General features: G+C 63.3%; 20 protein-coding genes and 1 pseudogene. 5 read left to right on the top strand and 16 right to left on the bottom strand.

The genetic code is table 11. From position 1 onward, the window contains the following. Positions 1-177: 177 nt before the first annotated feature. Both AC3WLX_RS34135 and AC3WLX_RS34130 read left to right on the top strand, forming a co-directional pair. Complete coding sequence (locus AC3WLX_RS34135; protein WP_024343236.1) at positions 178-1,335, top strand: acyl-CoA dehydrogenase family protein; 1,158 nt, start codon at positions 178-180, stop codon at positions 1,333-1,335. An 80-nt stretch (positions 1,336-1,415) separates the two neighbouring features. Then, the gene (locus tag AC3WLX_RS34130; RefSeq protein WP_049820487.1) at positions 1,416-2,060 is read left to right on the top strand and encodes a TetR/AcrR family transcriptional regulator; all 645 of its coding nucleotides are present in this window, start codon (positions 1,416-1,418) and stop codon (positions 2,058-2,060) included. A 96-nt stretch (positions 2,061-2,156) separates the two neighbouring features. Here AC3WLX_RS34130 and AC3WLX_RS34125 read toward each other — a convergent pair whose 3' ends face one another. The 11 genes and pseudogenes from AC3WLX_RS34125 to AC3WLX_RS34075 all read right to left on the bottom strand — a co-directional run bounded on the left by AC3WLX_RS34125 (position 2,157) and on the right by AC3WLX_RS34075 (position 13,828). Continuing rightward, positions 2,157-2,948 (bottom strand): enoyl-CoA hydratase, encoded by a 792-nt coding sequence (locus AC3WLX_RS34125; protein ID WP_024343234.1) that lies wholly within the window; start codon positions 2,946-2,948, stop codon positions 2,157-2,159. A gap of 22 nt (positions 2,949-2,970) precedes the next feature. Further along, positions 2,971-3,764 (bottom strand): annotated as a pseudogene (locus tag AC3WLX_RS34120) (SDR family NAD(P)-dependent oxidoreductase). Positions 3,765-3,788: 24 nt separating this feature from the next. Beyond that, positions 3,789-4,967, bottom strand: coding sequence for a lipid-transfer protein (locus AC3WLX_RS34115; RefSeq protein ID WP_024343233.1), 1,179 nt, complete (start codon positions 4,965-4,967; stop codon positions 3,789-3,791). Between the two features lie 23 nt (positions 4,968-4,990). Further along, a complete protein-coding gene (locus AC3WLX_RS34110) occupies positions 4,991-6,499 on the bottom strand; it encodes an AMP-binding protein (RefSeq protein ID WP_024343232.1) in 1,509 nt (502 codons plus the stop codon). Between the two features lie 15 nt (positions 6,500-6,514). Beyond that, on the bottom strand, positions 6,515-8,065 hold the full coding sequence (locus AC3WLX_RS34105; RefSeq protein ID WP_024343231.1) for an AMP-binding protein: 1,551 nt from the start codon (positions 8,063-8,065) through the stop codon (positions 6,515-6,517). 9 nt (positions 8,066-8,074) lie between these two features. After that, a complete protein-coding gene (locus AC3WLX_RS34100; protein ID WP_024343230.1) occupies positions 8,075-9,310 on the bottom strand; it encodes a thiolase family protein in 1,236 nt (411 codons plus the stop codon). A gap of 9 nt (positions 9,311-9,319) precedes the next feature. Next, positions 9,320-10,021, bottom strand: coding sequence for an ABC transporter ATP-binding protein (locus AC3WLX_RS34095; protein ID WP_024343229.1), 702 nt, complete (start codon positions 10,019-10,021; stop codon positions 9,320-9,322). Beyond that, entirely contained in the window at positions 10,018-10,773 is a 756-nt protein-coding gene (locus AC3WLX_RS34090) for an ABC transporter ATP-binding protein (RefSeq protein WP_024343228.1), read from the bottom strand. Before AC3WLX_RS34090 ends, AC3WLX_RS34095 begins: the two co-directional genes overlap by 4 nt. Beyond that, positions 10,770-11,720, bottom strand: coding sequence for a branched-chain amino acid ABC transporter permease (locus AC3WLX_RS34085; protein ID WP_024343227.1), 951 nt, complete (start codon positions 11,718-11,720; stop codon positions 10,770-10,772). The genes AC3WLX_RS34090 and AC3WLX_RS34085 overlap by 4 nt, the downstream gene beginning before the upstream one ends. Continuing rightward, positions 11,717-12,574, bottom strand: coding sequence for a branched-chain amino acid ABC transporter permease (locus AC3WLX_RS34080; protein WP_024343226.1), 858 nt, complete (start codon positions 12,572-12,574; stop codon positions 11,717-11,719). Before AC3WLX_RS34080 ends, AC3WLX_RS34085 begins: the two co-directional genes overlap by 4 nt. A 66-nt stretch (positions 12,575-12,640) precedes the next feature. Further along, positions 12,641-13,828 (bottom strand): ABC transporter substrate-binding protein, encoded by a 1,188-nt coding sequence (locus AC3WLX_RS34075; RefSeq protein ID WP_024343225.1) that lies wholly within the window; start codon positions 13,826-13,828, stop codon positions 12,641-12,643. Positions 13,829-14,021: 193 nt separating this feature from the next. On the opposite strand from AC3WLX_RS34075, the gene AC3WLX_RS34070 reads away from it, so the two are divergent. Further along, positions 14,022-14,654 carry a TetR/AcrR family transcriptional regulator gene (locus tag AC3WLX_RS34070; RefSeq protein ID WP_024343224.1) on the top strand — a complete coding sequence of 211 codons (633 nt, stop codon included), beginning with the start codon at positions 14,022-14,024 and terminating at the stop codon, positions 14,652-14,654. A 106-nt stretch (positions 14,655-14,760) separates the two neighbouring features. Beyond that, the gene (locus tag AC3WLX_RS34065) at positions 14,761-15,570 is read left to right on the top strand and encodes an ABC transporter substrate-binding protein (RefSeq protein WP_080655014.1); all 810 of its coding nucleotides are present in this window, start codon (positions 14,761-14,763) and stop codon (positions 15,568-15,570) included. Between the two features lie 7 nt (positions 15,571-15,577). Here AC3WLX_RS34065 and AC3WLX_RS34060 read toward each other — a convergent pair whose 3' ends face one another. The 3 genes from AC3WLX_RS34060 to AC3WLX_RS34050 form a co-directional block, all read right to left on the bottom strand. Next, positions 15,578-16,774, bottom strand: coding sequence for an iron-containing alcohol dehydrogenase (locus AC3WLX_RS34060; RefSeq protein ID WP_024343222.1), 1,197 nt, complete (start codon positions 16,772-16,774; stop codon positions 15,578-15,580). Between the two features lie 56 nt (positions 16,775-16,830). Further along, complete coding sequence (locus AC3WLX_RS34055) at positions 16,831-17,640, bottom strand: alpha/beta fold hydrolase (protein WP_028139103.1); 810 nt, start codon at positions 17,638-17,640, stop codon at positions 16,831-16,833. 73 nt (positions 17,641-17,713) lie between these two features. After that, positions 17,714-18,925 carry an ABC transporter substrate-binding protein gene (locus AC3WLX_RS34050; protein WP_029674752.1) on the bottom strand — a complete coding sequence of 404 codons (1,212 nt, stop codon included), beginning with the start codon at positions 18,923-18,925 and terminating at the stop codon, positions 17,714-17,716. 182 nt (positions 18,926-19,107) lie between these two features. On the opposite strand from AC3WLX_RS34050, the gene AC3WLX_RS34045 reads away from it, so the two are divergent. Then, positions 19,108-20,151 carry an acyl-CoA dehydrogenase family protein gene (locus AC3WLX_RS34045; RefSeq protein WP_024343219.1) on the top strand — a complete coding sequence of 348 codons (1,044 nt, stop codon included), beginning with the start codon at positions 19,108-19,110 and terminating at the stop codon, positions 20,149-20,151. 38 nt (positions 20,152-20,189) lie between these two features. Here the strand turns inward: AC3WLX_RS34045 and AC3WLX_RS34040 are convergent, their stop codons facing one another. Both AC3WLX_RS34040 and AC3WLX_RS34035 read right to left on the bottom strand, forming a co-directional pair. Next, the gene (locus AC3WLX_RS34040; protein WP_024343218.1) at positions 20,190-21,326 is read right to left on the bottom strand and encodes an acyl-CoA dehydrogenase family protein; all 1,137 of its coding nucleotides are present in this window, start codon (positions 21,324-21,326) and stop codon (positions 20,190-20,192) included. Between the two features lie 25 nt (positions 21,327-21,351). Beyond that, positions 21,352-22,263, bottom strand: a complete 912-nt coding sequence (locus tag AC3WLX_RS34035) for an SMP-30/gluconolactonase/LRE family protein (protein ID WP_024343217.1) — start codon at positions 22,261-22,263, stop codon at positions 21,352-21,354. Positions 22,264-22,287 lie beyond the last annotated feature (24 nt).

Raw genomic sequence — 22,287 nt, 5'->3', positions numbered from 1 at the left:
GCAAAGCCTCGAACATGAATTGACCATAACGTCGAATATCCTAATATGTGGTCGAATACGGAAGATCTGCAGCTCTCCGTGAGCAACGTCTGTCACCGGTTTCGCGCGCTCGCGAAACCGCGTCGCTCCAGCAACGCTGCCAATCTCCGATAAGGACAGGCAGGAGGAGAATCCGGGATGGCAGGAGCCGAGAGCAAATCTTTTTCGTTCCTAACCGACCAGCAAACGATGGTTCGGGACGTCGCGCGCAAGGTTGCGACCGACGCGATCGCCCCCACGGCAGCGGAACGCGATCGCACCGCGACGTGGCCGCACGCCGAATTGAAGGCTCTCGCGAATCTTGGCTTCATGGGCATGCTGCCGCCGGAACAATATGGCGGCTCGAACGCGGGGTTCGTCGCCTATTGTCTGGCGCTGGAGCAGATCGCTGCGGCCGACGCGGGTGTCGGCACCATTTTCCACGTCCACAACGTCACCGCCTTCACCATCGCCTTGCGCGGCAGCGAGGAACAGAAGCAGAAGTATCTGCCGCCGATGCTGCGCGGCGAAAAGATCGGCGCGTTTCTTCTCACTGAGCCGCAGGCCGGATCGGATACCGCCGCATTTCGTGCCACCGCGCGCCGCGAAGGCGATCACTTCATTCTCAACGGCACCAAGCAGTTCATTTCCAACGGGAGCGAGGCTGGTACAACGATCGTGCTCGCTCGCACCGATCCGCAGGCCGGCAAACGTGGTTTCACAACGTTCATCGTCGACCCTACCTCACCTGGCTACAATGTCGCGCGCGTCGAGGACAAGCTCGGCCAGCGTACGGCCCATGTCGCCCAGATCCAGCTCGACAATCTTCGCGTGCCGGCGGAGAACGTGCTCGGCGAAGTTGGCGGTGGGTACCGGATTGTCATGGGCGGCCTGTCTGACGGACGGATTGCGATCGCCGCGCAGGCGGTCGGCGTTGCCCAGGCAGCGCTCGACGCTGCGATCCGCTACGCCAACGAGCGCGAGGCCTATGGCAAGCCGATCGTCGAACTGCAGGCGGTGAGCTTCCATCTCGCGGAGATGGCTGCGCAGGTCGACGTCGCGCGGCAATATTACATCCACGCCGCGCGGCTTCTCGAAGCCGGAGCCTCGTGTGCCAAGGAGGCGGCCATCGCCAAGCTCGTCGCTTCAGAGATGGCGGAGCAGGTCTGCTCGGACGCGCTACAGATCCATGGCGGCTATGGCTACCTAAAGGATTTTCCGGTCGAGCGCTACTACCGCGACGTTCGCGTCTGCAAAATCTACGAGGGGACCAGCGATATCCAGAAGCAAATCATCGCACGCAGCCTCTCGGCCTGAGGGCCCAAGAATTGACTTTACGGCAATAGTTTTGACTATGGAGCCTTGAGAATCGCTAATCCGGATACTCGGCACGCTTCATGAAGAAGACATCGACAGCAAGGCGCGGCCGCCACGCTTCCGCCTGGAAAAGCGTCGTCCTGGACCGGGAACAGCAATTCTTGCTGAAGCGGGGCGCGCTGCTTCGCGAGGCGGGCCGCGCATTCAGCCTTCGCGGCTATCACAACACCTCGCTCGAGGATGTGGCGAAGACCTTGGACGTCACCAAGGCCGCGCTTTACTACTACGTCACGAACAAGCAGGAAATTCTCTTCGAATGCCACATGATGTCGCTCGACTTCGGCGACGAGGCGATGAAGTACAGCGAAGAGCATGGCAAGACCGGGCTTGAAAAAATTCTCCTGCTTATCGACAAGTACGTCAAAACCATCACCAGCGAGATGGGCTCTTTCGCGGTGCTCGGCGAGTACGACGCACTGGAGTCGCAGAACAAGGCGATCATCGGCAAGCGTCGCGACAAGTTTGACCGCGGCTTCCGGAAATTGATCTCTGAAGGTATTGCCGACGGGACGGTGCGTGCCGTCGATCCCAAGCTGACGGTGTTCTTCTTCATGGGGTCGATCAACTGGATGACGCGATGGTTCACGACTGAAGGACCGCTCACCGGCGAGCAGGTCGCCCGGCAACTTGTCGATCTCGTAGAGGGAGCTCTGCGGAGCCGCTGATCGCGCCCCGCCGCCCCAGCGGAGCCGAAACGCTGCTCGCAAAAGACGCCTGGAACCCACGAAAACGATCCGCCGGACGGAGGCGCAAGAGCAATGTTACTTTCGTCCCTTCCAGAGCGGCTTGCGCTTTTGTACGAAGGCAGCAATGCCCTCGCGCGCATCAGCGTGGGCCATGTTCCTCACCACGAGTTCGCCGGAATATTCGTAGGCATCGGAGATGGGCATTTGCAGCTGGCGATAGAACGCCTGTTTGCCGAGCGCCAACGTGTAGGTCGATTTCGAGGCGATCTCCGCTGCCAGCGACTCGACCGTTTGCTCGAGTTGCTCGGGCGTGACCACATCGTTGATCAGCCCGATGCGTAGCGCAAACGCCGCGTCGTAGAGGCGCCCCGTGGTGAGCATCTGCATCGCGTGTTTCGGCATCACGGCGCGCGACAACGCCACCATGGGCGTGAGGCACCACAAGCCAATGTTCACGCCCGGTGTCGCAAACCGCGCCTCGCTGGAGGCGATCGCGAGATCGGCACTGGCGACCAACTGGCAACCGGCGGCCGAGGCCACGCCTGCGACGCTGGCAATGATGACCTGCGGTTGATCCCGCATCGTCTGCATCAGAGCCGAACAGCGCGTCGACACCGTCTTGAAGAATTCGGGATCCGTCTCCCCGTCAAATTCGGTAAGATCATGCCCCGCGCAGAAGATCTTCTTGCCGATCCCAGTCAGGACGATCACCGCGATCGACGGCTGCCCCCGGAGGTCCATCAGATGGCGGGTCAATTCATCGATTGTCGACAAGGAAAGGCTGTTGCCGCTACGCGGACGGTTCAAGGAAATGTACGATACCGCACCCCGATCATCGCGGATAACAAGTTCTTTTTCTTCGCTCATGACACGTTCCCAGAAAGTCTCGTTAGCCAGTTCGGCACGTGAGCGCACCATCGACAGGAAGAAGCACGCCGGAGACGTATTTCGCGTCATCCGACGCCAGGAACAGCGAGGCATGCGCCACGTCCCAGGCGGTGCCCATCTTGCCCATCGGCACCATCGCATCGCGCCGGGCAATCATGTCGTCGGGGAATCGTAAACGTGCTTGTATGGCTCGACGATCATCGGCGTGTTCATCAGGCCCGGCAACACCGCGTTGCAGCGGATGCCCTTCGGCGCATATTCGACCGCTACGGCGCGGGTGAAGTGGTTCACGCCGGCCTTCGAGGAATAATAGGAAATCATCGGCACGCTGATCGTGGTGATCGATGCGACCGATGACACGTTGACGATCGCGCCGCCGCCCTGCTTGACCATTTCCGGGAGGACGCGCTGGCAGGTGAGAAAGAACCCCTTCAGGTTCACCGCCATGACGCGGTCCCAGCTCGCCTCGTCGATATGCTCGGGACCGCCGGGCTCGGCGATGCCGACATTGTTCTGCAGGATGTCGATGCGGCCATGACGGCTGATGGCTGCACCGACGGCCGCATCGATGTCCGCGGCCGACGTGATGTCGGCGCGCAGGGCCTCGGCCCTGCCGCCTTCTTCCGTGATGATCGCGACGGCGCGCTCCGCCGATGCTAGATCGCGGTCGACGCAGATCACCGTCGCGCCTTCGCGCGCGAACAGGACGGCCGTGGCCTTGCCATTGCCCCAGCCTTCACCGACGCAGCCGGCTCCCATGACGAACGCGATCTTGTCCTTGAGCCGCTGCGACATCGGTGAATTACTCCCGCTTCTGGTTCAGTTCTTTTCGTAGAGCGTCACGACGGCCGCGCCGCCCAGGCCGAGGTTGTGCTGGAGCGCCAGCCGCGCACCGTCGACCTGGCGGGCCTCGGCGGTGCCGCGCAACTGATGGACAAGTTCGTAGCACTGCGCGAGGCCGGTCGCGCCGAGCGGGTGTCCCTTGGACAGCAGGCCGCCGGACGGGTTGGTGACGAAACGTCCGCCATAGGTATTGTCGCCATCGAGAACGAACTTCTCGGCCTCGCCCTCGCCGCAGAGGCCAAGCGCCTCGTAAGTGATGAGTTCGTTCTGCGCGAAGCAATCATGCAGTTCGACGACATCGACATCGTCGGGGGCGATGCCGGCCTTCTCGTAGACCTTTTCGGCCGCCGACTTCGACAGGTCGAAGCCGACGACGCGCATCATGTCGCGGGTCTCGAAGGTGCTGGGACGGTCCGTCGTCATGGCCTGCGCGCGGATGCGAACTGTGTCGTTCAGGTTATGGCGCCTGGCGAACGCCTCGGAGACGAGCACGGCGGCGGCGGCGCCGCAGGTCGGCGGACACGCCATCGAGCGCGTCATCACGCCCTCCCAGATCACCGGCGCCTGCATCACATCGCCTTCGGTCATTTCTTTCCGGAACAGCGCCAGCGGGTTGCGCGCGGCATGGCGGCTGGCCTTGGCGCGGATCTTCGCGAACGTCGAGAGCTGCGTGCCGTACTTGTCCATGTGCTGCTTGCCGGCGCCGCCGAAATAACGGAGCGCCAGCGGAATCTCGCCATGGCCGACAAGTTCATCGGTGACGCGGTCGAATTCCGAGAACGGCGACGGCCGGTCCTCGAAGATCGACCCCAGCGCACCCGGGCGCATCTGCTCGAAGCCGACGGCCAGCACGCAATCCGCCGCGCCGCTTTCGACCGCCTGCCGCGCCAGATAGAGCGCGGTCGAGCCGGTGGAGCAGTTGTTGTTGACGTTGACGATCGGGATGCCGGTCATGCCGACCCGGTAGAGCACCTTCTGGCCGGCCGTGGAGTCGCCGTAGACGAAACCGGCATAGGCCTGCTCGATGGCGTCGTAGCCGAGGCCGGCATCCGCAAGCGCCAGCTTGACCGCCTCCTCGCCCATCGCGTCATAGGGCGCTGATGCGCCCGGCTTTGCGAACGGGATCATGCCGACACCTGCAACGATCGCGGTCATTGTGCGCTCCTTGTGTTCGCCGATTACGCGGCCGTTTCGCTTTCGATGATTTTCCGGATTTCGGTCTTGAGTATCTTGCCGTAGTTGCTTTTCGGCAGGCTCGGCAGGAACCGGTAGGACTTCGGCCGCTTGAAGCGGGCGATATGTTCGATGCAGAAGGCATCCAGTTCCGCGGCCGTCACCGGCGCCGACGACGCCACGAAGGCGATGACCTCCTCGCCCCAGTCGGGATGGCGGCGACCGATCACGCTGACCTCCGCCACGGCGGGATGGCGCAGCAGCACCTCCTCAACTTCCCGCGGATAAATGTTGGAGCCGCCGGAGATGATGACGTCTTTCGAGCGATCCTTCAGATAGAGAAAACCGTGCGCGTCGAACGTGCCGACATCGCCGGTCCACAGCCAGCCGTCGCGCAGCGCCTGCGCCGTCGCCGACGGATTGTTCCAGTAACCGGCCATCACGACGTCGCCGGCCACGATGACCTCGCCGTTCTCGCCGGGCGGCATGTCGTTGCCGTCGGCATCGACGACGCGGACCGCGACGCCCGTGCGGGGGATGCCGACCGATGACAGCCGGTCGTCGAGACGGCCGTCGCCATTGTCGAGATGCATGTGGGGCGGCAGGTAGGTGATGGTGCACGGCGACTCGCCCTGGCCGTAGGCCTGCCACAGCCGCGGGCCGAGCGCGACCAGCGCGCGCTTGAGATCTTCGACATACATCGGCGCGCCGCCGTAGAAGATGTGATCGAGATTCTCCACCGTCAGATCCGCCATCGAGGGCGAAGTGACCAGCCGGTTCACCATCGTCGGCGCGGCGAAGAACGAACTCCCCGGATAGCGATTGATGAGATCGACGATCTCGCCCGGCTCGAAGCCGCCGCTCTCCGGCACGACATTGGCGGCGCCGCGTACCAGGTGCGCGAGCGCAAGCAGCCCGGCGCCGTGCGACAGCGGCGCCGGATAAAGCGACGCGTCGGTTTCGTCGACCGGGCCGATATCGGCGAGGAAGCTCATCGTCATGTTGTAAAGGTTGCGATGGGTCAGCATCGCGCCCTTTGGATAACCTGTGGTGCCGCTGGTGTAGAACAGCCACGCATTGTCGCCGGGCGCGGCCGGTGCCGGCCGAAGATCGGATGGCACCGTCGCAAGCATCGCGCGATACGCCTCGCCGTCGACATCGACGACGTTGCCCGGCTGCGACAGTCCGCCCTCGATGTCGGTGAACAGCACCGAGGCGGCGCAATTGTCGAGGATGTAGGCCAGTTCCTTCGGATGCAGCTTGGCATTGATCGGCGCCACCGCCAGCCCAGCGAACCAGGCGCCGAACAGGATCTCGAAATATTCAGGGCGATTGGACAGGAAGACGCCGACCCGCGAGCCCGGCGCAAAGCCCTTGTTGCGCAAGGCCTGGCCGAGCGCCGCGCTGCGCTGCAGAAGCTGCGCATAGCTATGGATCGTCGCGCTGCCGAGACAGACCGCCGGGCGATCCGCAAACGCTTTCGCCGCATTGGCGAGTACCATGGCGATATTCATGGGCTTCTTCCCCGTTCAGATGGCGCGCGTGCGTCCCTTCCAGAACGTCTCGCGAATATCCTTCTTACGGACCTTTCCGACCGCGCTGCGCGGCAGGCTGTCCCAGAAATCCACCGACTTCGGCGCCTTCACGCTGCCGAGCTTCGCCTTGCACAGCGCAATGATCTCATCGGAATTGGTGCTCGAACCCTGCTTGAGTTCGATGACGGCCTTGACCGCCTCGCCCCATTTCTCGTCGGGCACGCCGATCACGGCGCAATCCTGCACCGCGGGGTGGCCCCAGATGATCTGCTCGATCTCGCTCGGATAGACGTTGAAGCCGCCCGAGATGATCATGTCCTTCTTGCGGTCGACGATATAGACGTAACCATCCTCGTCCTTGAATCCGATGTCGCCGGTGTGGTGCCAGCCGAAGGTGGAAACCTCCGCGGTCGCCTCCGGATTCTTGTAGTAGCCGGGCATCACGAGATTGCCGCGCACGACGATCTCGCCGCGCTCGCCGGCCGGCATCAGATTGCCGTCATCGTCCATGATCTCGACCGGAGTCAGCAGCGTCGGCCGGCCGCAACTGGCCAGGCGCTTTTCCTTGTCGGGATCGCCGATCACCAGATGTTCCTGCGGCGACAGGAAGGTGCAGAGCATCGGCGCTTCGGCCTGGCCGAAGGTTTGCGTCATCACCGGCCCGAACACCTCAAGGCACTCCCTCAGCTTGTCCACCGACATCGGCGCGGCAGCGTAGATGAAATGCTCGAGCGAGGAAAAATCATGCTGCTTGATACCGGGATGAGCCAGCAGCATGTAGATCGCCGTCGGCGGCAGGAACATGTGGGTGACGCCTTCGGTCTCGATCGCGTTCACCACCTTGGCGGCGTCGAAGCCCGGAAGGATGATCTGCGTCGCGCCCGCCGCCATCAGCATGATGCCGACGCCGCCCGCCGCGTGAGTCATCGGCGCCACGACGAGATGAACCGGCGGCTTCTGCACCGGCATCGAAGTGAAGAAGTTCGAGATCATGGTCTCCCAGACCAGATTGGTCCACAGCACGCCCTTCGGCCGCCCGGTGGTGCCGCCCGACGAGAAAACCGAGATCGGCTTGCTCGGATCCTCGGGAACGTTGGGATCGGTCTCGGGCGCGTTCGCAATCCAGTCCAGCAGGAACGGGGCGTCCGCGCCGTCCTTGTCGATGCAGATATAGATGCGGATCTGCGGGCATTCCTTGCGGAACACCTGCACATTCGCCTCGAATTCACTATGGTAGAACAGCGCCTGCACGTCGCAGTTTTCGAGGATGTAGGCGTTGTCTTCGGTGGAATTGCGGGCGTTGATCGGCACCCAGATATTGGCGCCGCGGATGATGCCCAGGATGCACTCGAAAGCCGTCGCCCCGTTGGGGCTGTAGACCGCGGCCATCTCGCCGGTTTTCAATCCGGCGGATGCGAGTGCGTTTGCGATCCGGTAGCTGCGCAGCTGGACCTCGCGGAAGGTGCGCGAGACCGTCGCATCCTTCAGGCAGGTGCGCGACGGATTGATGCCGACGCCACGGTCGAAGAAATCGATCAGACGCATGGATAGCCCTCAGCGCTCCAGGATGGTGATGCAGGCGGTCGCTTCTTCATAATGATGGAAGCCGCCGCCGTTTTCGGCAATAGCGTGGTGCGCGCCCTCGACCTGACGAGCGCCCGCCTCGCCGCGGAGCTGCGTGACGAGTTCGTAGATCTGCGCCAAGCCCGTGGCCCCGATCGGGTGACCGCGCGACTCGAGGCCGCCGGAGACGTTGATCGGTATCCGGCCACCAAGCGCGGTATCGCCGTCGCGCACCAGGCGGCCGCCATCGCCGATCGGCGCGAAGCTCAGCAGTTCGGCCTGATGCAGTTCCGCAAACGCGCTGGCGTCATGAACCTCCGCGACCGACATGTCGGCGGGGCCGACTCCGGCGATCTCATAGGCACGATTGGACGCGAGCCGGCACAAATGGCGTTCGAGGTCATCGGCCTCACGGTCAGAACCCGATGCCAGCACCGAGGCGGCGATCCGGATCGCCCGCGTGGCGCCGAGCGCGCGCGCCTTCTCCGCGGAACAGACGATCGCGGCCGCCGCGCCGTCGCTGATCGGCGCGCACATCGGCAGCGTCAGCGGCCACGATACCTCGCGCGCCGCCAGCACATCGTCGGCAGTCATGGAGTCCTGATACTGCGCCTTCGGGTTCAGCGAGGAGTGCCGGTGGTTCTTCGCGGACACCTCGGCGATGTCCCGCTGGGTGGTCCCGAAGCGATGCATGTGATAGCGCGCGAGCGAGGCGTAGACGTCCATGAAGACGCTGCGCTTGCCGCTGTTCTGGCCGGCGCCGGGCGGCAGCGCGAGATCCTTGCCGAGCGCAGTCAGGCGGCGAACGCTGCCATCCACGTCGTGTACGTCCCAGGCGCCGCCGAAGATCGCAAAGGATTTTTCGCGGTCCTTCGAATTCATTTTTTCCGCGCCGACCGCCAGCGCGATATCGCCCTGCCCCGACGCGATGTAGGAGAAGGCGGCGTTGAGCGCCGTGGATGCGCTGGCGCAGGCATTCTCGACGTTCGTCACCGGAATGCTCTCGAATCCGAGCGCCCGCAGAACGAGCTGGCCGCGCACCAGGTGCTGGCCCTCCACGACGCCTTGCGCCGTGTTGGCGAAAAACGCGGCCCGGACATCGCCGCGCGCGATGCCGGCGTCCGACAGCGCCTCTTCCACCGCCCCACGGGCGATCGTCTCCAACCGGTCGTCGAGGTAGCGGCCGAACCGCGTCATGCCGACCCCGATGATGTAAACGTCGGCCATGACCTTCTCCTAGACGCTGATGAGGGATTCGATACGGGCGCGGTCGGCCTGCAGTTCTTCGGTGGTGCCCGACCAGACCACCCGGCCATTATCGATGACGAATTGCCGGCGCGCCAGCTTCAGTGGCACCTTCAAATTCTGTTCGACCAGCAACATGGCAATGCCTTCGGCATTGATGATGCGCATGGCCTCGATGAGTTGATCGACGATCAAAGGCGCCAACCCTTCGGTCGGCTCGTCGAGCAGCAGCACTTCCGGATTGGTCAGCAAGCCGCGGCCGATCGCCAGCATCTGCTGCTCGCCGCCGGACAGCGTATCGCCACCTTGCGAGGCACGCTCCTGAAGTCGCGGGAAAAGCTGGTAGATGCGCTGCAGCGACCACGGACCCTTGCGCCCCATCACGGTCGCGATCTTCAGGTTTTCCTCGACCGTCAGGTTCGGGAAGATCCGCCGGTTTTCCGGAACGAAGGCCAGCCCAAGGCGTCCGAGTTCATAAGGTTTCAGTGCCGTAACGTCGCGATCGCCCATCAGGCACCGGCCGCTGCGCACGGCATTGAGACCGATCGCAGCCTTGAGCAGCGTGCTCTTGCCGGCGCCATTGCGGCCGATCAGCGAAACGACCTCGCCCTCCGCCACGTCGAGCGAGACATGATGCAGCGCCTGCGCCTTGCCGTAGAAGACGTCGCAATCCTGCAGGGCCAGCGCGCTCATTCGTCGTTCCCGAGATAGGCGGCGCGCACCGCCGGGTTGGCCCTGATCTCCGCCGGTGTTCCGGACCCTAGCAATTGTCCCTGCACCATCACGACGATCTCGTCGGAGATCTGCATCACGACGTCCATGTTGTGCTCGATCAGCAGGACGGTACGGCCCGCCACGATCCGCCTGATCAGTTCGAGCGCCTGCTCGAGGCGCTCATGGCCGACGCCGGCCAGCGGCTCGTCGAGCAGCAGCACGCTGGGATCGCTGAGCAGCGCCAGGCCGACTTCGAGGGCGCGCTGGTCGCCGTGCGAGAGATTTTCAGCCGGCGCGTGGGCGAGACGCTCCAGCCCGATCTGCGCCAGCACCTTTTCAGCATCCTGACGGATCTCGGCGAAGCGGCCGGCCGGCATCCAGAACGGCTGTACGCGATAACGGTGTGCGAACGCCGCGAGCTTCAGGTTCTCCAGTACGGTCATGCCGGAGAATATCTTGGTAATCTGGAAGCTGCGACCAAGGCCGGCGCGGGTGCGCGCATGAACGGAGAGCTTCGTGATGTCCCGCCCGTTCAGGATCACCTGCCCGGCCGCCAGCGTCGCATGACCCGACAGCGCATTCATCAGCGTGGTCTTGCCGGCCCCGTTGGGCCCGATCAGCCCATAGATCCGCCCCGACTGGAAGCTGCGGCTGACGCCCGCGACCGCCTTGAGACCGCCGAACGCGACCTGGATGTTCTCGCACTGCAGGGAGACGTTGCCCGCACTCATTTCGACGCCCCCTTCCTGCCGCGTCCGAGGACGGCGAACAGGCCGGCGATGCCGTTCGGCAGAAAGATGGTGCAGAGAATGAAGACGATGCCGAGGACGCCGTACCAGTGTTCGGTAAACTGGCTGAGTTCTTCCTTCAGGACTTCAAATACGGCCACGCCGAGCACCGGTCCCAGCAACGTGCCCTTGCCACCGAGCAGCGTCATGATCAGTACGTCGCCCGACGTGCTCCAGTGCAGCATCTGCGGGCTGACATAGAACATCAGCGAAGCCAGCAGCGCGCCGCTGACGCCGGCATAGGCGCCGGAGATCATGAAGGCGCACTGGCGCAGCCGCTGTACATTGTAGCCGATCTGCTCGGCGCGGACATCATTGGCCTGCACCGCCTTCAACGCGCTGCCGAACGGCGAGATACGCAACAGCGCCATGATCGCGACGCCGATCACGAACACCACGACGAGGAAGTAGAAATAGTTGCGGTTGTTGTAGAAATCGACGCCGAAGAGGGCCGGCCGCAGCACGCCGGGAATACCGTCCAGACCGCCGGTGAAGGCCCGCAGCTTCGTGCTGGCTAGGATGTAGACGAGTTGCGCCAGCGACAGCGTCAGCAGCGAAAAGAACAGGCCCGACACACGCAATGCGAACACGCTGAGCAGGAAGGCCAGCGCCGCGCCGGCGACGGCCGCCACCAGCAGCGAGGGCAGGAAGCCGAACTGAGGCGCCAGCAGCGCCAGCGCATAGCCGCCAGCGCCGAACATGGCGGCATGTCCGAAGGACAGCATGCCGGCCATGCCGAAGATCAGGTCGAAGCCGATCGCAAGCAGGCCCCAGATCAGGATCAGGCTGATCAGGTTGAGGCTTTCCTCGCTGGTCGAAACCATCGCAAAGACGATCATGGCAGCGACGGCGGCGGCCATGAGGATCTGGTCGAGGCGGAGCATGCTCATGCCGCACGTCCCTTGCGGCTGAACAGGCCCGATGGCCGGGTCATCAGGGTGACGATAAGCAGAACAAAAGTGATCAGTTCCACCCATTCGGGCGCATAGGTGAAGCCGGCGGCGCGCGCCATGCCGAGCAGCAGCGCGGCGAAGATCGCTCCCTTGATGTTGCCGAGGCCGCCGATGATCACCACCACAAAGCAGTCGATGATCACGCTAAAGCCCATGCCGAGTTCGATCGGCACCAGCGGCGCCGCGACGACGCCGCCGAGCGCGGCCAGCCCCGAGCCGAGCGCGAACACCGCCGTGCGTACCTTCGCCACGTCGACGCCGAGCGTCTGCGCCATTTCGGAATCCGAGCTCGCGGCACGGATCACCATGCCGAGCTTGCTGCGGTCGAGCAGCAGGAACAGCAGGACGGAGACCAGCGCGCCGAAGCCGATGATGAAGAGGCGATAGGAGGGGATCTGGCTGCCGAACAGCGCAATCGGCTGCGAGAACAGATCGGGCGTCGGCACCTGCTTGTAATCCAGCCCCCAGATCAGGCGAACCGATTCCTCGATCACCAGGATGAAGCCGAAGGTCAGCAGCAACTGATAGATATGATCGCGATTGTAGACCGGCCGCAGCGTGACGACTTCCATCGCTGCGCCTAGCGCCGCGACGACCAGTGGGGCGAAAGCGAGCCCGATCCAGAACGAACCGGTCCAGTGCACAATCTGATAGCAGACATAGGCGCCCAGCATATAAAGGGCGCCGTGCGCGAAATTGATCACGCCCAGCATGCCGAAGATGAGCGTCAACCCTGCCGCCAGCAGGAACAGCAGGAAGCTCAAACTCAAGCCGATAACGATCGTCGACACGCCAGATTGGTCCGCGGTTTATAGAAGGGGGTGAGGCGTGTCCCGACGCCGGGACACGCCTCCGTTTTACGAGCAGACGTCGAACAGCTTCGAAGCGTCGAAGACGTCGGTGATCTTCATGGTCAGCGGCGGCAGCGGCGCCTGACCTTCGGTCACGACGCCCCACAGGCCGACCTGCGCGGCCTGATGATCGCAGCCGCGCATCACCTTCTTGCCCTCGAGCGAATTCTCGCGGGTGCTCTTGGCGAAGGCATCGACCCACGTCTCGCGGTCCCAGCTCTTGGTGGATTCGACGACATCGAGCCACCAGCTGATGCCGTCATAGGCCTCGCCGGCAAAGCTCGACGGCCACTCGTTGTACTTGGCGCGATAGGCCTCGACGAACTTCTTGTTGGCCGGGTTATCGACCGTGAAGTGATAGCGCACACCGGAATAGACGCCGACCGCAGCCGGACCGACGGCCGCCGCGAGGGTCTCGTCCTGCAGCACCGGGCCGAACTGGGTCTTGCTCTTGTTGAGACCGACTTGGCCGGACTGCTTGAGGAAGGTGACGGCGTCGTTGCCGGTGACGATGACGGCAATGCCGTCGGCATCGGACTTCGCCATCTTGTCCACGATGACGGAGTAGTCGCGGTTGCCGAGCGGCGCGTAGTCATTGCCGACGATCGCGATCCCGGCCTTCTTCGCCTCGGCGGCAAACAGTTCCCAGCCGTCGCGGGTCGCCTGGTAGTCGGCGGTCACACCGTAGATCTTCTTCAGCCCCTTCACCTTCGCGAACTCGATGCACATCCGGATTTCCATGCCGAGCGTGTTCGAGGTGCGGAACGTGTAGCGCGAACCGTTCGGCCGCGTGATCTTGTCGTCGGCGGAAATGGTCACCAGCAGCGGGATCTTGCGCTGGTCGGCCAGGCCCTGCAGCGCCAGCGTCGATGCCGAGCCGACTGCGCCGAACATCATCTGCGCACCGCCCGCAAGCAGGCGGGTCGCCTTCTGCACCGCGGGCTGCGGCTTGGTCTCGTCGTCTTCCCACGACACCCGGATCGGCTTGCCGAGCACCTTGCCGCCGCGATCGGCGATGGCGAGTTCGACGCCCTGCCGCATGTCCTTGCCGATGATGCCGTAAGCGCCGGAAAACGCCAGGATACCGGCGATATGAAAATCAGCCGGCTCATCCGCAGCGAGAACACCTGTCGCCGGAGCAAAAGCCGACAGCGCCGCACCGGCCGAGCTCAGCAAAAATGTACGACGATGCATAAAACCTCCCAAAAACCTGTCATTTAGATGTATCTTACTGAGGAGTAGGCTATCTCTGACCTCTAGGTAAATGTCAAGCCGCGGAGCGGCTTGCGACCTGCGGCTTGAACGCAGCCGGAGAAATGTGCATTGGAGACAGGGCGCGACGGTGTGTCGCTTCCTGCATCCTGCCGCAACTTGGGGAAGTACAGGGATGACGAAAAAACCAGTGGGGAGAAAGCGTCCCAATGTTTGGGAAAGCGTCGACCTGCGCCAGGAGCAGCACGAGGCCAAGCGTCGTCTAATCCTTAAACAGGCAGCACTTCTGTTCGCGGATCGCGGCTTTCACGAAACAACTATCGATCAGATCGCCGAAGCTCTCAATGTAACCAAGCCGACGATCTACTACTACATCGAGAGTAAGGAAGACCTGCTCTATCAGGTGGCGCATACGGCTCTCGTCGACCTCAATGAGGCCTTGTCTCGCGATCAAGACGCGAAGCTTCCCGCAATCGACCGCCTCGAACAGTTCTTCACGATGTATGGCAGACTCATACTGTCCGAGTTCGGGGTGTGCCTGGCTCTGGTCAGCGACCGCTCGCTTAACGCGCAGTCACGACGCAAGCTTCGCTCGCTCAAGAAGCAATTTGAGATCACCGTTCGGAAAATTCTCGAAGAAGGCAGCAAAGATGGCACGATCTGCGTGGACGATCCGAAAATGTTCATATTTGCCATCTTTGGTGCGTTCAATTGGGCTCCGCAGTGGTTCTCGAACACAGGCGCATCCGCTCCGGACGAAGTCACGGCTGCGATGTTCCATGTATTTCGCAGCGCTGCGGCTCGGTAAAGCAGGGCAATTGAAAAAGCGCTGGCTGGACTGACCAACACGGAAAGCAATACTGGCATACAGTTGCCATGGGTATCCGCAACACGTCGTCACCACGCTGGCGCGGATGACTGAAGCCGAAAAACCGATGCTGGGGCCATCCAATAGGTTGGCCGAGTACGCGCCCGAGCCGAACCTCGAGACCAAGAAAAAGGACGTCGTCTGGTTCGCGATCGATGATAATCGGCCGCTCACGTGCTTTGCTGTGCTGAGTTCAAGGGCGATCGTGACGCAAAATCGAAGCCTCCGGTCGACGCGCTCAAGCAGAAGCCGTGCGCGCGGTGATCGCCGCCGGTGCCATTATCGCAGCCCACAATCGCAGCGTCCAGCGCAACCGAGTTGCCCCCGAAGTCGCCCAGCCCGAGGTAAGTGTCTCGCTAAGGCCGGCAAGGAGTTCGGCGTTTCGGCCAAGCAGCAGATGATCGGTCTATTGACCCTGCTGCCGGACGTTCACGGTCTGGGCCTGGATGCCTCGCAGGGACTGCTGGTCAGCGAATCCTTCTACTGGGACATGAACGACGAAACCCGCGCCTGGTCGAAGCGCTTCTTCGAGCGCAACAAGGTGATGCCGCACATGGTGCCAGCGGGAGTCTATGGCAGCGTTCTGCATTACATGAAGGCGATCAAGGCCGCCGGAACGACCGATTCGGCTGCCGTGATGAAGGCCATGAAGTCGCTGCCGATCAACGATTTCATGACGAAGAATGGCAGGATCCGCGAGGACGGGCGTGTGCTCCGCGACTTCTACGTGTTCCGTGTCAAGGATCCGAAGGCATCCAAGGGACCATGGGACTATTACGAACAGGTCGCCACGATTCCCGCCGAGGACGCCGCGCGGCCACTGTCGGAGAGCGAGTGTCCCCTGCTGAAGAAGTAAGGTGCGGCTAACGCGCTGCGCGCAGGATCATCATGATGTCTTCGGCCGATTGGATCGGCCGAAGATTGGCTTTGACGAACGCATTGCCGAGGCCGGTTTCGGCCACCCGCGGCAGCGCGCTGTCGTCGACCGCGAGCTCCGACAGTTGGGTCGGTAGTCCCAGCGAGGCAATGAAGTGACGAACGGCATCGGTGGCTGATTTGCCGGCGGCGCCGAAAGCCGCGGCGATTTCGGCTTGCCGTTCATGTGACACCGGTTCGTTGAACGCGAGCACGGCGGGCAGCAGGACACAGGATGTCATGCCATGCGGCACGCCGGCAATCGCTCCGAGCTGGTGACCGAGTCCGTGGCTGGCGCCATATCGCACACGGCCGATGCCCGATCCCGCCAGCCAGACGCCAAGCTGGCAGCGGTGCCGCGCCTCGATGTTGGCTGGATCGGCATGGGCCGCGCTCAGGCCTTCACGCAGCAGTGCCAGACCACGTAGCGCCAACGCGTCGGTGAACGGGTTGGCGTCGCGCGAGAGAACGGTTTCAACACCGTGGTCGACCGAGCGGATGCCGGTGGAAAGCCAGAGATCCAAAGGCGTGCCTGCGCCGAGCCAGGGGTCGTAGACGATGATGTCGGGCGCAAGCGTGTCCGATTTGAACAGGTGCTTGATCCCGCTCCTTGTATCCGTTGCTCCGCCGATGATGCCGAATTCCGCCGCCGACAGCGTGGTCGGCACCGCGATGATCGGGATGCTGCGTTTGGCCGGCGAGGCCTGCGACACGCCGAGCGCGTCGGGTATCGAGCGCAGGCCGAGCAGGGCCTCGTGATCTCGCACGCCCGTGGCGACGGACAAGCCGGCGATCTTCGCCGCATCGATCGCGCTGCCGCCGCCGAACACGACAAGGAGGTCGGGCGCATGACGTTCGATGGCGGCGGTCAACGCCAGCACGACATCGAACGGCGTATGGGGCTTCAGGTCCCGAAACATCGGAAGCGCCGCCGCTCCAAGTCGATCGATCGACGCTCTGACGATCGGGTTCTCCGCCAGCGAGGAGGTGACGATCGGCAGCACACGTTGGACGCCGCGGAGCTGCGCCAGTTCGGCGACCTTGTCCTCGGCATGTGCGCCATAGTGAACAGAAGGCTGCGCCAGCATCGCCAACGCTCCGGCCTCGACGGTCCCGACAGGATGAGCGGCGTTGGAGTTGGTCATGGCGTGCTTCCTGCTGCGATCGGTGAGCGGTATGCGCGATCGATGTTGCTCGCGGGCTACAGCCGGCGCTTGATGAAGTCCACATAAGCGGAGGCGCATTCGCCCGCGCGGCTCAGCAGCAGCGAGTGGCGTTGCCCGGGGAACCACTGGATTTCAGATGTCTTCAGGCGCGCATGCAGGTCGGCGGCGAGCGATCGATCGACGAAGGGGCTGCCGTCCGGAGCCAGGATCAGAACGGGAGCGCGAATCTGGTCGAGCTGCGATGACAGGTCCTGGGTCTTGATGAACTCCGCCTGCTCGTACACGGCGCTCGGCGCGCATTCCGCCTGCAGCCGATGGACCCAAGCATAGAGGCGCGGATCGACATCGCCGTCGGCAAAGCGCATCGGCATCAGCGCGTCCGACCATGCGGCCATGCCGCCTTTGTCGATCGTCGCGCGCCAGGTATCGACCGCCTTGATACGCTTGCCGTCAAATGGAGTGGAAAGCAGAGCGCAGGAACGAATCCGCTCCGGATAGCGTGCGGCATAGCCGAGCCCGATCAGCCCGCCGAGCGATTCCCCGACGTAGTGGAACGTGTCGACATTCTCCGCGGCCAGCACGACATCGATATCGGCGAAGAAATTCGGCAATGACCAGCCATACCCTTCCGGCGTCGGCTCGGATCGACCGAAACCGCGCATGTCGAGCCGGATCACCCGGAATCCGGCCGCCAGCAGCGCCGGCTGCCAATCACACCAGGCATCGCCGGTCAGCGCGACGCCATGATGCATGAGCACGACCCCGGCGGGTTCGCGCCACGGCGCAACCAGCGAACTCGCCTGATAGAATATCTTGCCGCCGTCGGTCGAAATCGCGATGGACATCTGAGCCACTCCAATTCAGTGCGCCGCAGATCGGCAAGCCGGCGCCTGCCGATCTGCAGCCGTCATCTGCACGTCAGTTCGTCTTGCCGGAGACGAACGAACAGCCACCCTCGGACAACGGGCGGAAGGCTTCGTTGGCGGGCACGGTCGCGAGGATCTTGTAGTAGTCCCAGGGCTCCTTGGATTCCTGGGGCGTCTTGACCTGTACGAGGTAGATGTCGCGCATGACGCGGCCGTCCTCGCGGATCTGGACGTTATGGCCCATGAAATCATTGACCGGGGTCGCCTTCATCTTCTTCACGATCGCCCGGCCGGAGGTTTCGTCGGTGGTCGCAAGAGTCTTGAGATAGTGCTGCACGGCGCCGTAGACGCCGGCCTGGGCCATCGTTGGTGCGCGGCCGAACTTGGCCATGAAACGGCGGCTCCAGGCACGCGTTTCGTCGTTGGCGTCCCAGTAGAACGGGGTCGAAATCAAGAGGCCCTGCGCCGTCTGCAGTCCCATCGCATGCACGTCGGAAATGAACATCAGCAACGAGGCGAGCTTCTGCCCGGCATGAGTGATGCCGAATTCGCCGGCCTGCTTGATCGAATTGACGGTGTCGGAGCCCGCATTGGCCAGGCCGATCACCTTGGCTTTCGAGGCCTGGGCCTGGAGCAGGAAGGATGAGAAGTCGGACGTATTGAGCGGATGGCGAACCGAGCCCACGACCGTGCCGCCGTTCGACTTGACGAACTTCATCGCGTCCTGCTCTTGCGCAATGCTGCCGGAGTTGTCGCCGGTCAGGAAGAACCAGCTGTCGCTGCCCTGCTTGATGAGCGCCTTGGTGGTCACGTTCGCAAGCGCGTAGCTGTCGAATGTCCAGTGGATCAGGTTGGGCGAGCAGTATTTTCCGGTCAGGTCCGAACTCGCTCCCGCCGACGGAATGAGGATCTTGTCGCGGCTTTCGGCGAGCTCGCGCACCGCGAGAGCGACTGCCGTCGTGGTCAGGTCCACGACAAGGCCGACATTCTGATTGTCGAACCATTGTCGAACGATGTTGGCGGCGATGTCGGGCTTGTTTTGATGGTCGGCCGAGATCATTTCGACCGGCTTGCCGCGAACCTTGCCGCCGAAATCGTCGATCGCCATTTGCGCCGCGATCACCGAGCCCTTACCGCCAAGGTCGGCGTAGGGACCCGACTGGTCGTTGATGACCCCGATCCGGATCACCGAATTATCCTGAGCCATCGCCGGCGCCAACAGCAAGACGCTTCCAAGAAGCATGGCGGCCGTTCTGAGCACCATCATTCCCTCCCAAATGTCGTTTTAATTGTCGGACAATAATTGTCCGACGATGGGTGGCTTTGTCAAGCAATCAGCCGCCCTTGCAGAGCAATTTGCCAGCTTAGGCGAAGTTTGTGGCGTGCGGCGGCTTTACCGGCTGGCTATTTTGTCCGACAATGATGCGACTTTTGTGGAGAGATCAGATGTCGTCCCCAAGTGCGATAATCGAAACAACCGTCGAACGCCTGCTCGAGCGCGCCGATCTGGCATCGAGCCACGCGGCGCTTCGCGAGGGCATCTTTCCGGTAGCGCTCTGGGAAAGCGTGTTGGCGGCCGGACTGCCCCTGACCCTTGCTCCGGAGAGTGCGGGAGGGATCGGCCTCGGCTTCGACAGCGCAACGCAGTTGGCGCGGCTGTGCGGCGCAGGAGCATTGCCGCTCCCGATCATCGAGCCGATGCTGGGCAATTGGCTGCTCGGCCTCGCCGGCATCGAGCCGCGGGATAATCCGGTCAGCCTGGCATTCGGCGTGGACTCGCCGCTTCCTCTATGCGGTCGGTTTGGCAGCCAGGTTCGTTCGCATCGCGTGCCGTGGGCGCGCTGCTCCGATCTGGTGGTCCTTGCAACAGACGGGCCCGCGCTTCGGATCGCGCTGTTGCCGCTGGGCGAGAACATCGTGGTGGCCCACGACATCAACATGGCCGGCGAACCCCGCGACCGCGTCGATCTCTCGATCTGCGATGCCGAGACGACGGTCTGGCACGATCTCCCGCCCGACCTCACGGCATCGACGATCCTGGCCAGGATGGCCCTGCTGCGCGCGGCCTCGATGGTGGGCGCGATGGAGCGCGTGCTCCAGCTGAGCGTGACCTACACTTCGGAGCGCCACCAGTTCGGCCGCTCGCTGGCAAGTTTCCAGGTCATCCAGCAAACGCTGGCGGTGATGGCAACGCAGGTCGCCGCGGCGCGGTCGGCGGTCGATATCGCCGCAGTCGAATCCGATCTCGCGCGCATTGCGTTCATGGCGGCGGTTGCCAAGGCGCGCGCAAGCGATGCCGCCACGCTCGTTGCCGCATCGGCGCATCAGGTCCACGGCGCCATGGGCTTCACCCAGGAATATGGCCTCGGGCCGATGACCAAGCGGCTTTGGTCCTGGCGCAGCGAGGACGGCAGCGAAAGTCACTGGCACGGATGGTTGGGCGCGCGAGCGCGCGAGAACGGCGACCTCTGGGCCGTGGTCGCTGCCTGAGATAACCGGAATCGATGCGTGGCCCGAACGCGCTGCGCTCAGGGCGTCAGGGCCTTGCCGATGATGCCGCGCAGGATTTCGCGGGTGCCGCCACGCAGGCTGAAGGAGGGGGCCTCGAGCGTCGTACGGGTGAAATGGCGGATGAGCCTATCGTCCACCGCTGATGCCTTCTCCTCGATGAGGTCGCGGGCGATCTCGACGATCTCCTGCTCGAGGACCGCACCGAGATCCTTCACCACCGCCGCCTGCAGATTGGGCGACTGTCCTTCGCCGATCATGCCGCTGACGGACATCGACATGCCGCGCAAGGTGACGAGATGGGCGATGGCCCGCCCGATGGTCCGCTGCACTTCGGCTTCGCCGGACACCGGGAGCGCGCTCGCTTCACGTAGCAACGGCACCGTCGACATGAAACGATCGGGCCCGCTGCGTTCGAGCGCCAACTCGCTGGTGACGATCTTCCAGCCTTCGCCGGGCTCGCCGAGCACCATATCGTCGGGCACGAAGCAGCCGTCAAAGGCGACTTCGTTGAATTCGCGCTCATCCGCCAGATTGAGGATTGGAGAAATCGAAGCCGCGGGGTCCGGCAACGCGACGATCATCTGCGACAGCCCGGCATGCCGTTGCGCGCCGGCCTCGGTGCGGCACAGCACCGTCATGTACTGGGCATTGTGAGCATTCGTGGTCCAGATCTTGCGGCCCTCGATACGCCAGCCGCCTTGCTCGCGCGTTGCCCGGGTGCGGACGCTTGCGAGATCGGAGCCGGAATTGGGTTCGCTCATCCCGATGGCAAAGCAGCAGCGCCCCGCGACGATCTCCGGAAGGATGTCCCGCTTGGCCCGCTCGCTGCCGAAGCGGATGATCTGGGGCCCGCTCTGCCGGTCCGCGAGCCAGTGGCCGCCGACCGGCGCGCCGGCCGCCAGCATCTCCTCGATGATGACGAACTGCTCCACGGGCGATAGATCCTGGCCGCCATGTTTCTTCGGCCAGGTCGCCCCGATATAGCCGCGGCTACCGCACTGTTCGCTGAAGGCGCGATCGACCCGCGTCCAGGAATTCGAGCGAAACTCAGTCCCGGATGCCTGCTGCTGCATCAGGAATTCGCGAACCTCGGCCCGCTTGTGGCGGGAGGTCTCCGGCAACTCATGTGGGGTGAAGGGTGGGATTCCGCTCATCGGGCTCTCTGTCTGACGGTTCGGCCTAGACGTGGGAAAACATCTTGCGTCCCGCCGTCGGCATCTCTGCGCGCAGAATCGCGCCGGAATGAGACTCGACGATAAAGAGGGACTTGCGATCGGGGCCGCCATACGCGCAGTTGGTCGGGAAATTATCCGTGCACGATCGAATGCGGTACAGCGGTTCGCCGGCCGCAGAGAACAGCCAGGTCGCGCCCATTCCCGGATGGCAGACCGCAAGGTTGCCATCGTCATCCATCGCCATTCCGTCCGGCCCGACACCGCCGCTCATCTGGATGAAGATGCCGACCTTCGAAACCGAGCCGTCGAGCAGCATCGGCGCGCGCCAGATGCAATTGCCACGCGTGACCGCCACGAAGACGGTGGTCTCCTTTGCGTCGAGTACGATCCCGTTCGGGCTCGGTATTCCCTCGAGAAGCTTTTCGAGTTTTCCGGCGGCGCTCAGCCTGAAAACCCGCCCGCTCGGATCCTGCAGTCCGGTTTGGCCCTGGTCGGTGAAGTAGAGGTCGCCATTGCCGGCAAACACCAGGTCGTTGGGGCCTTTGAAACCGTCGATCTGATCGCGATGGACGATCGGCGAGACGGCGCCGCGCGCAGGGTCGAGCAGCAGGATGCCCTGCTTGTGATCGGCAATGAAGATGCGGCCGTCGCGGTGAATCTTCAGACCGTTGGGCTCGCCGTCATATTCGGCGACCAGATCGAACGTGCCGGTCGGAGAAATGCGAAAGATGCGGCCGAACGGGACATCGACGACGTAGAGGTTTCCGTCGCGATCGAAACTCGGGCCCTCCAGGAACGAATGCAGATTCTCGCCGCGACGTTGCAGTTTCAGCCACGGCGTCTGGCGGCCGGTCAGATGATATTTTTCCGGAAGCCTGGCAAAAACCGTTGTCTGGATCGTAGGTGCTGAAAACATCGTGGCGGCCTCTGGCTTGAAAAC

The organism is Bradyrhizobium sp. FW305-F6, assembly GCF_058782905.1.
The sequence above is the reverse complement of the archived record's forward strand: the minus strand, read 5'-3'. Positions and strand labels throughout refer to the sequence as shown.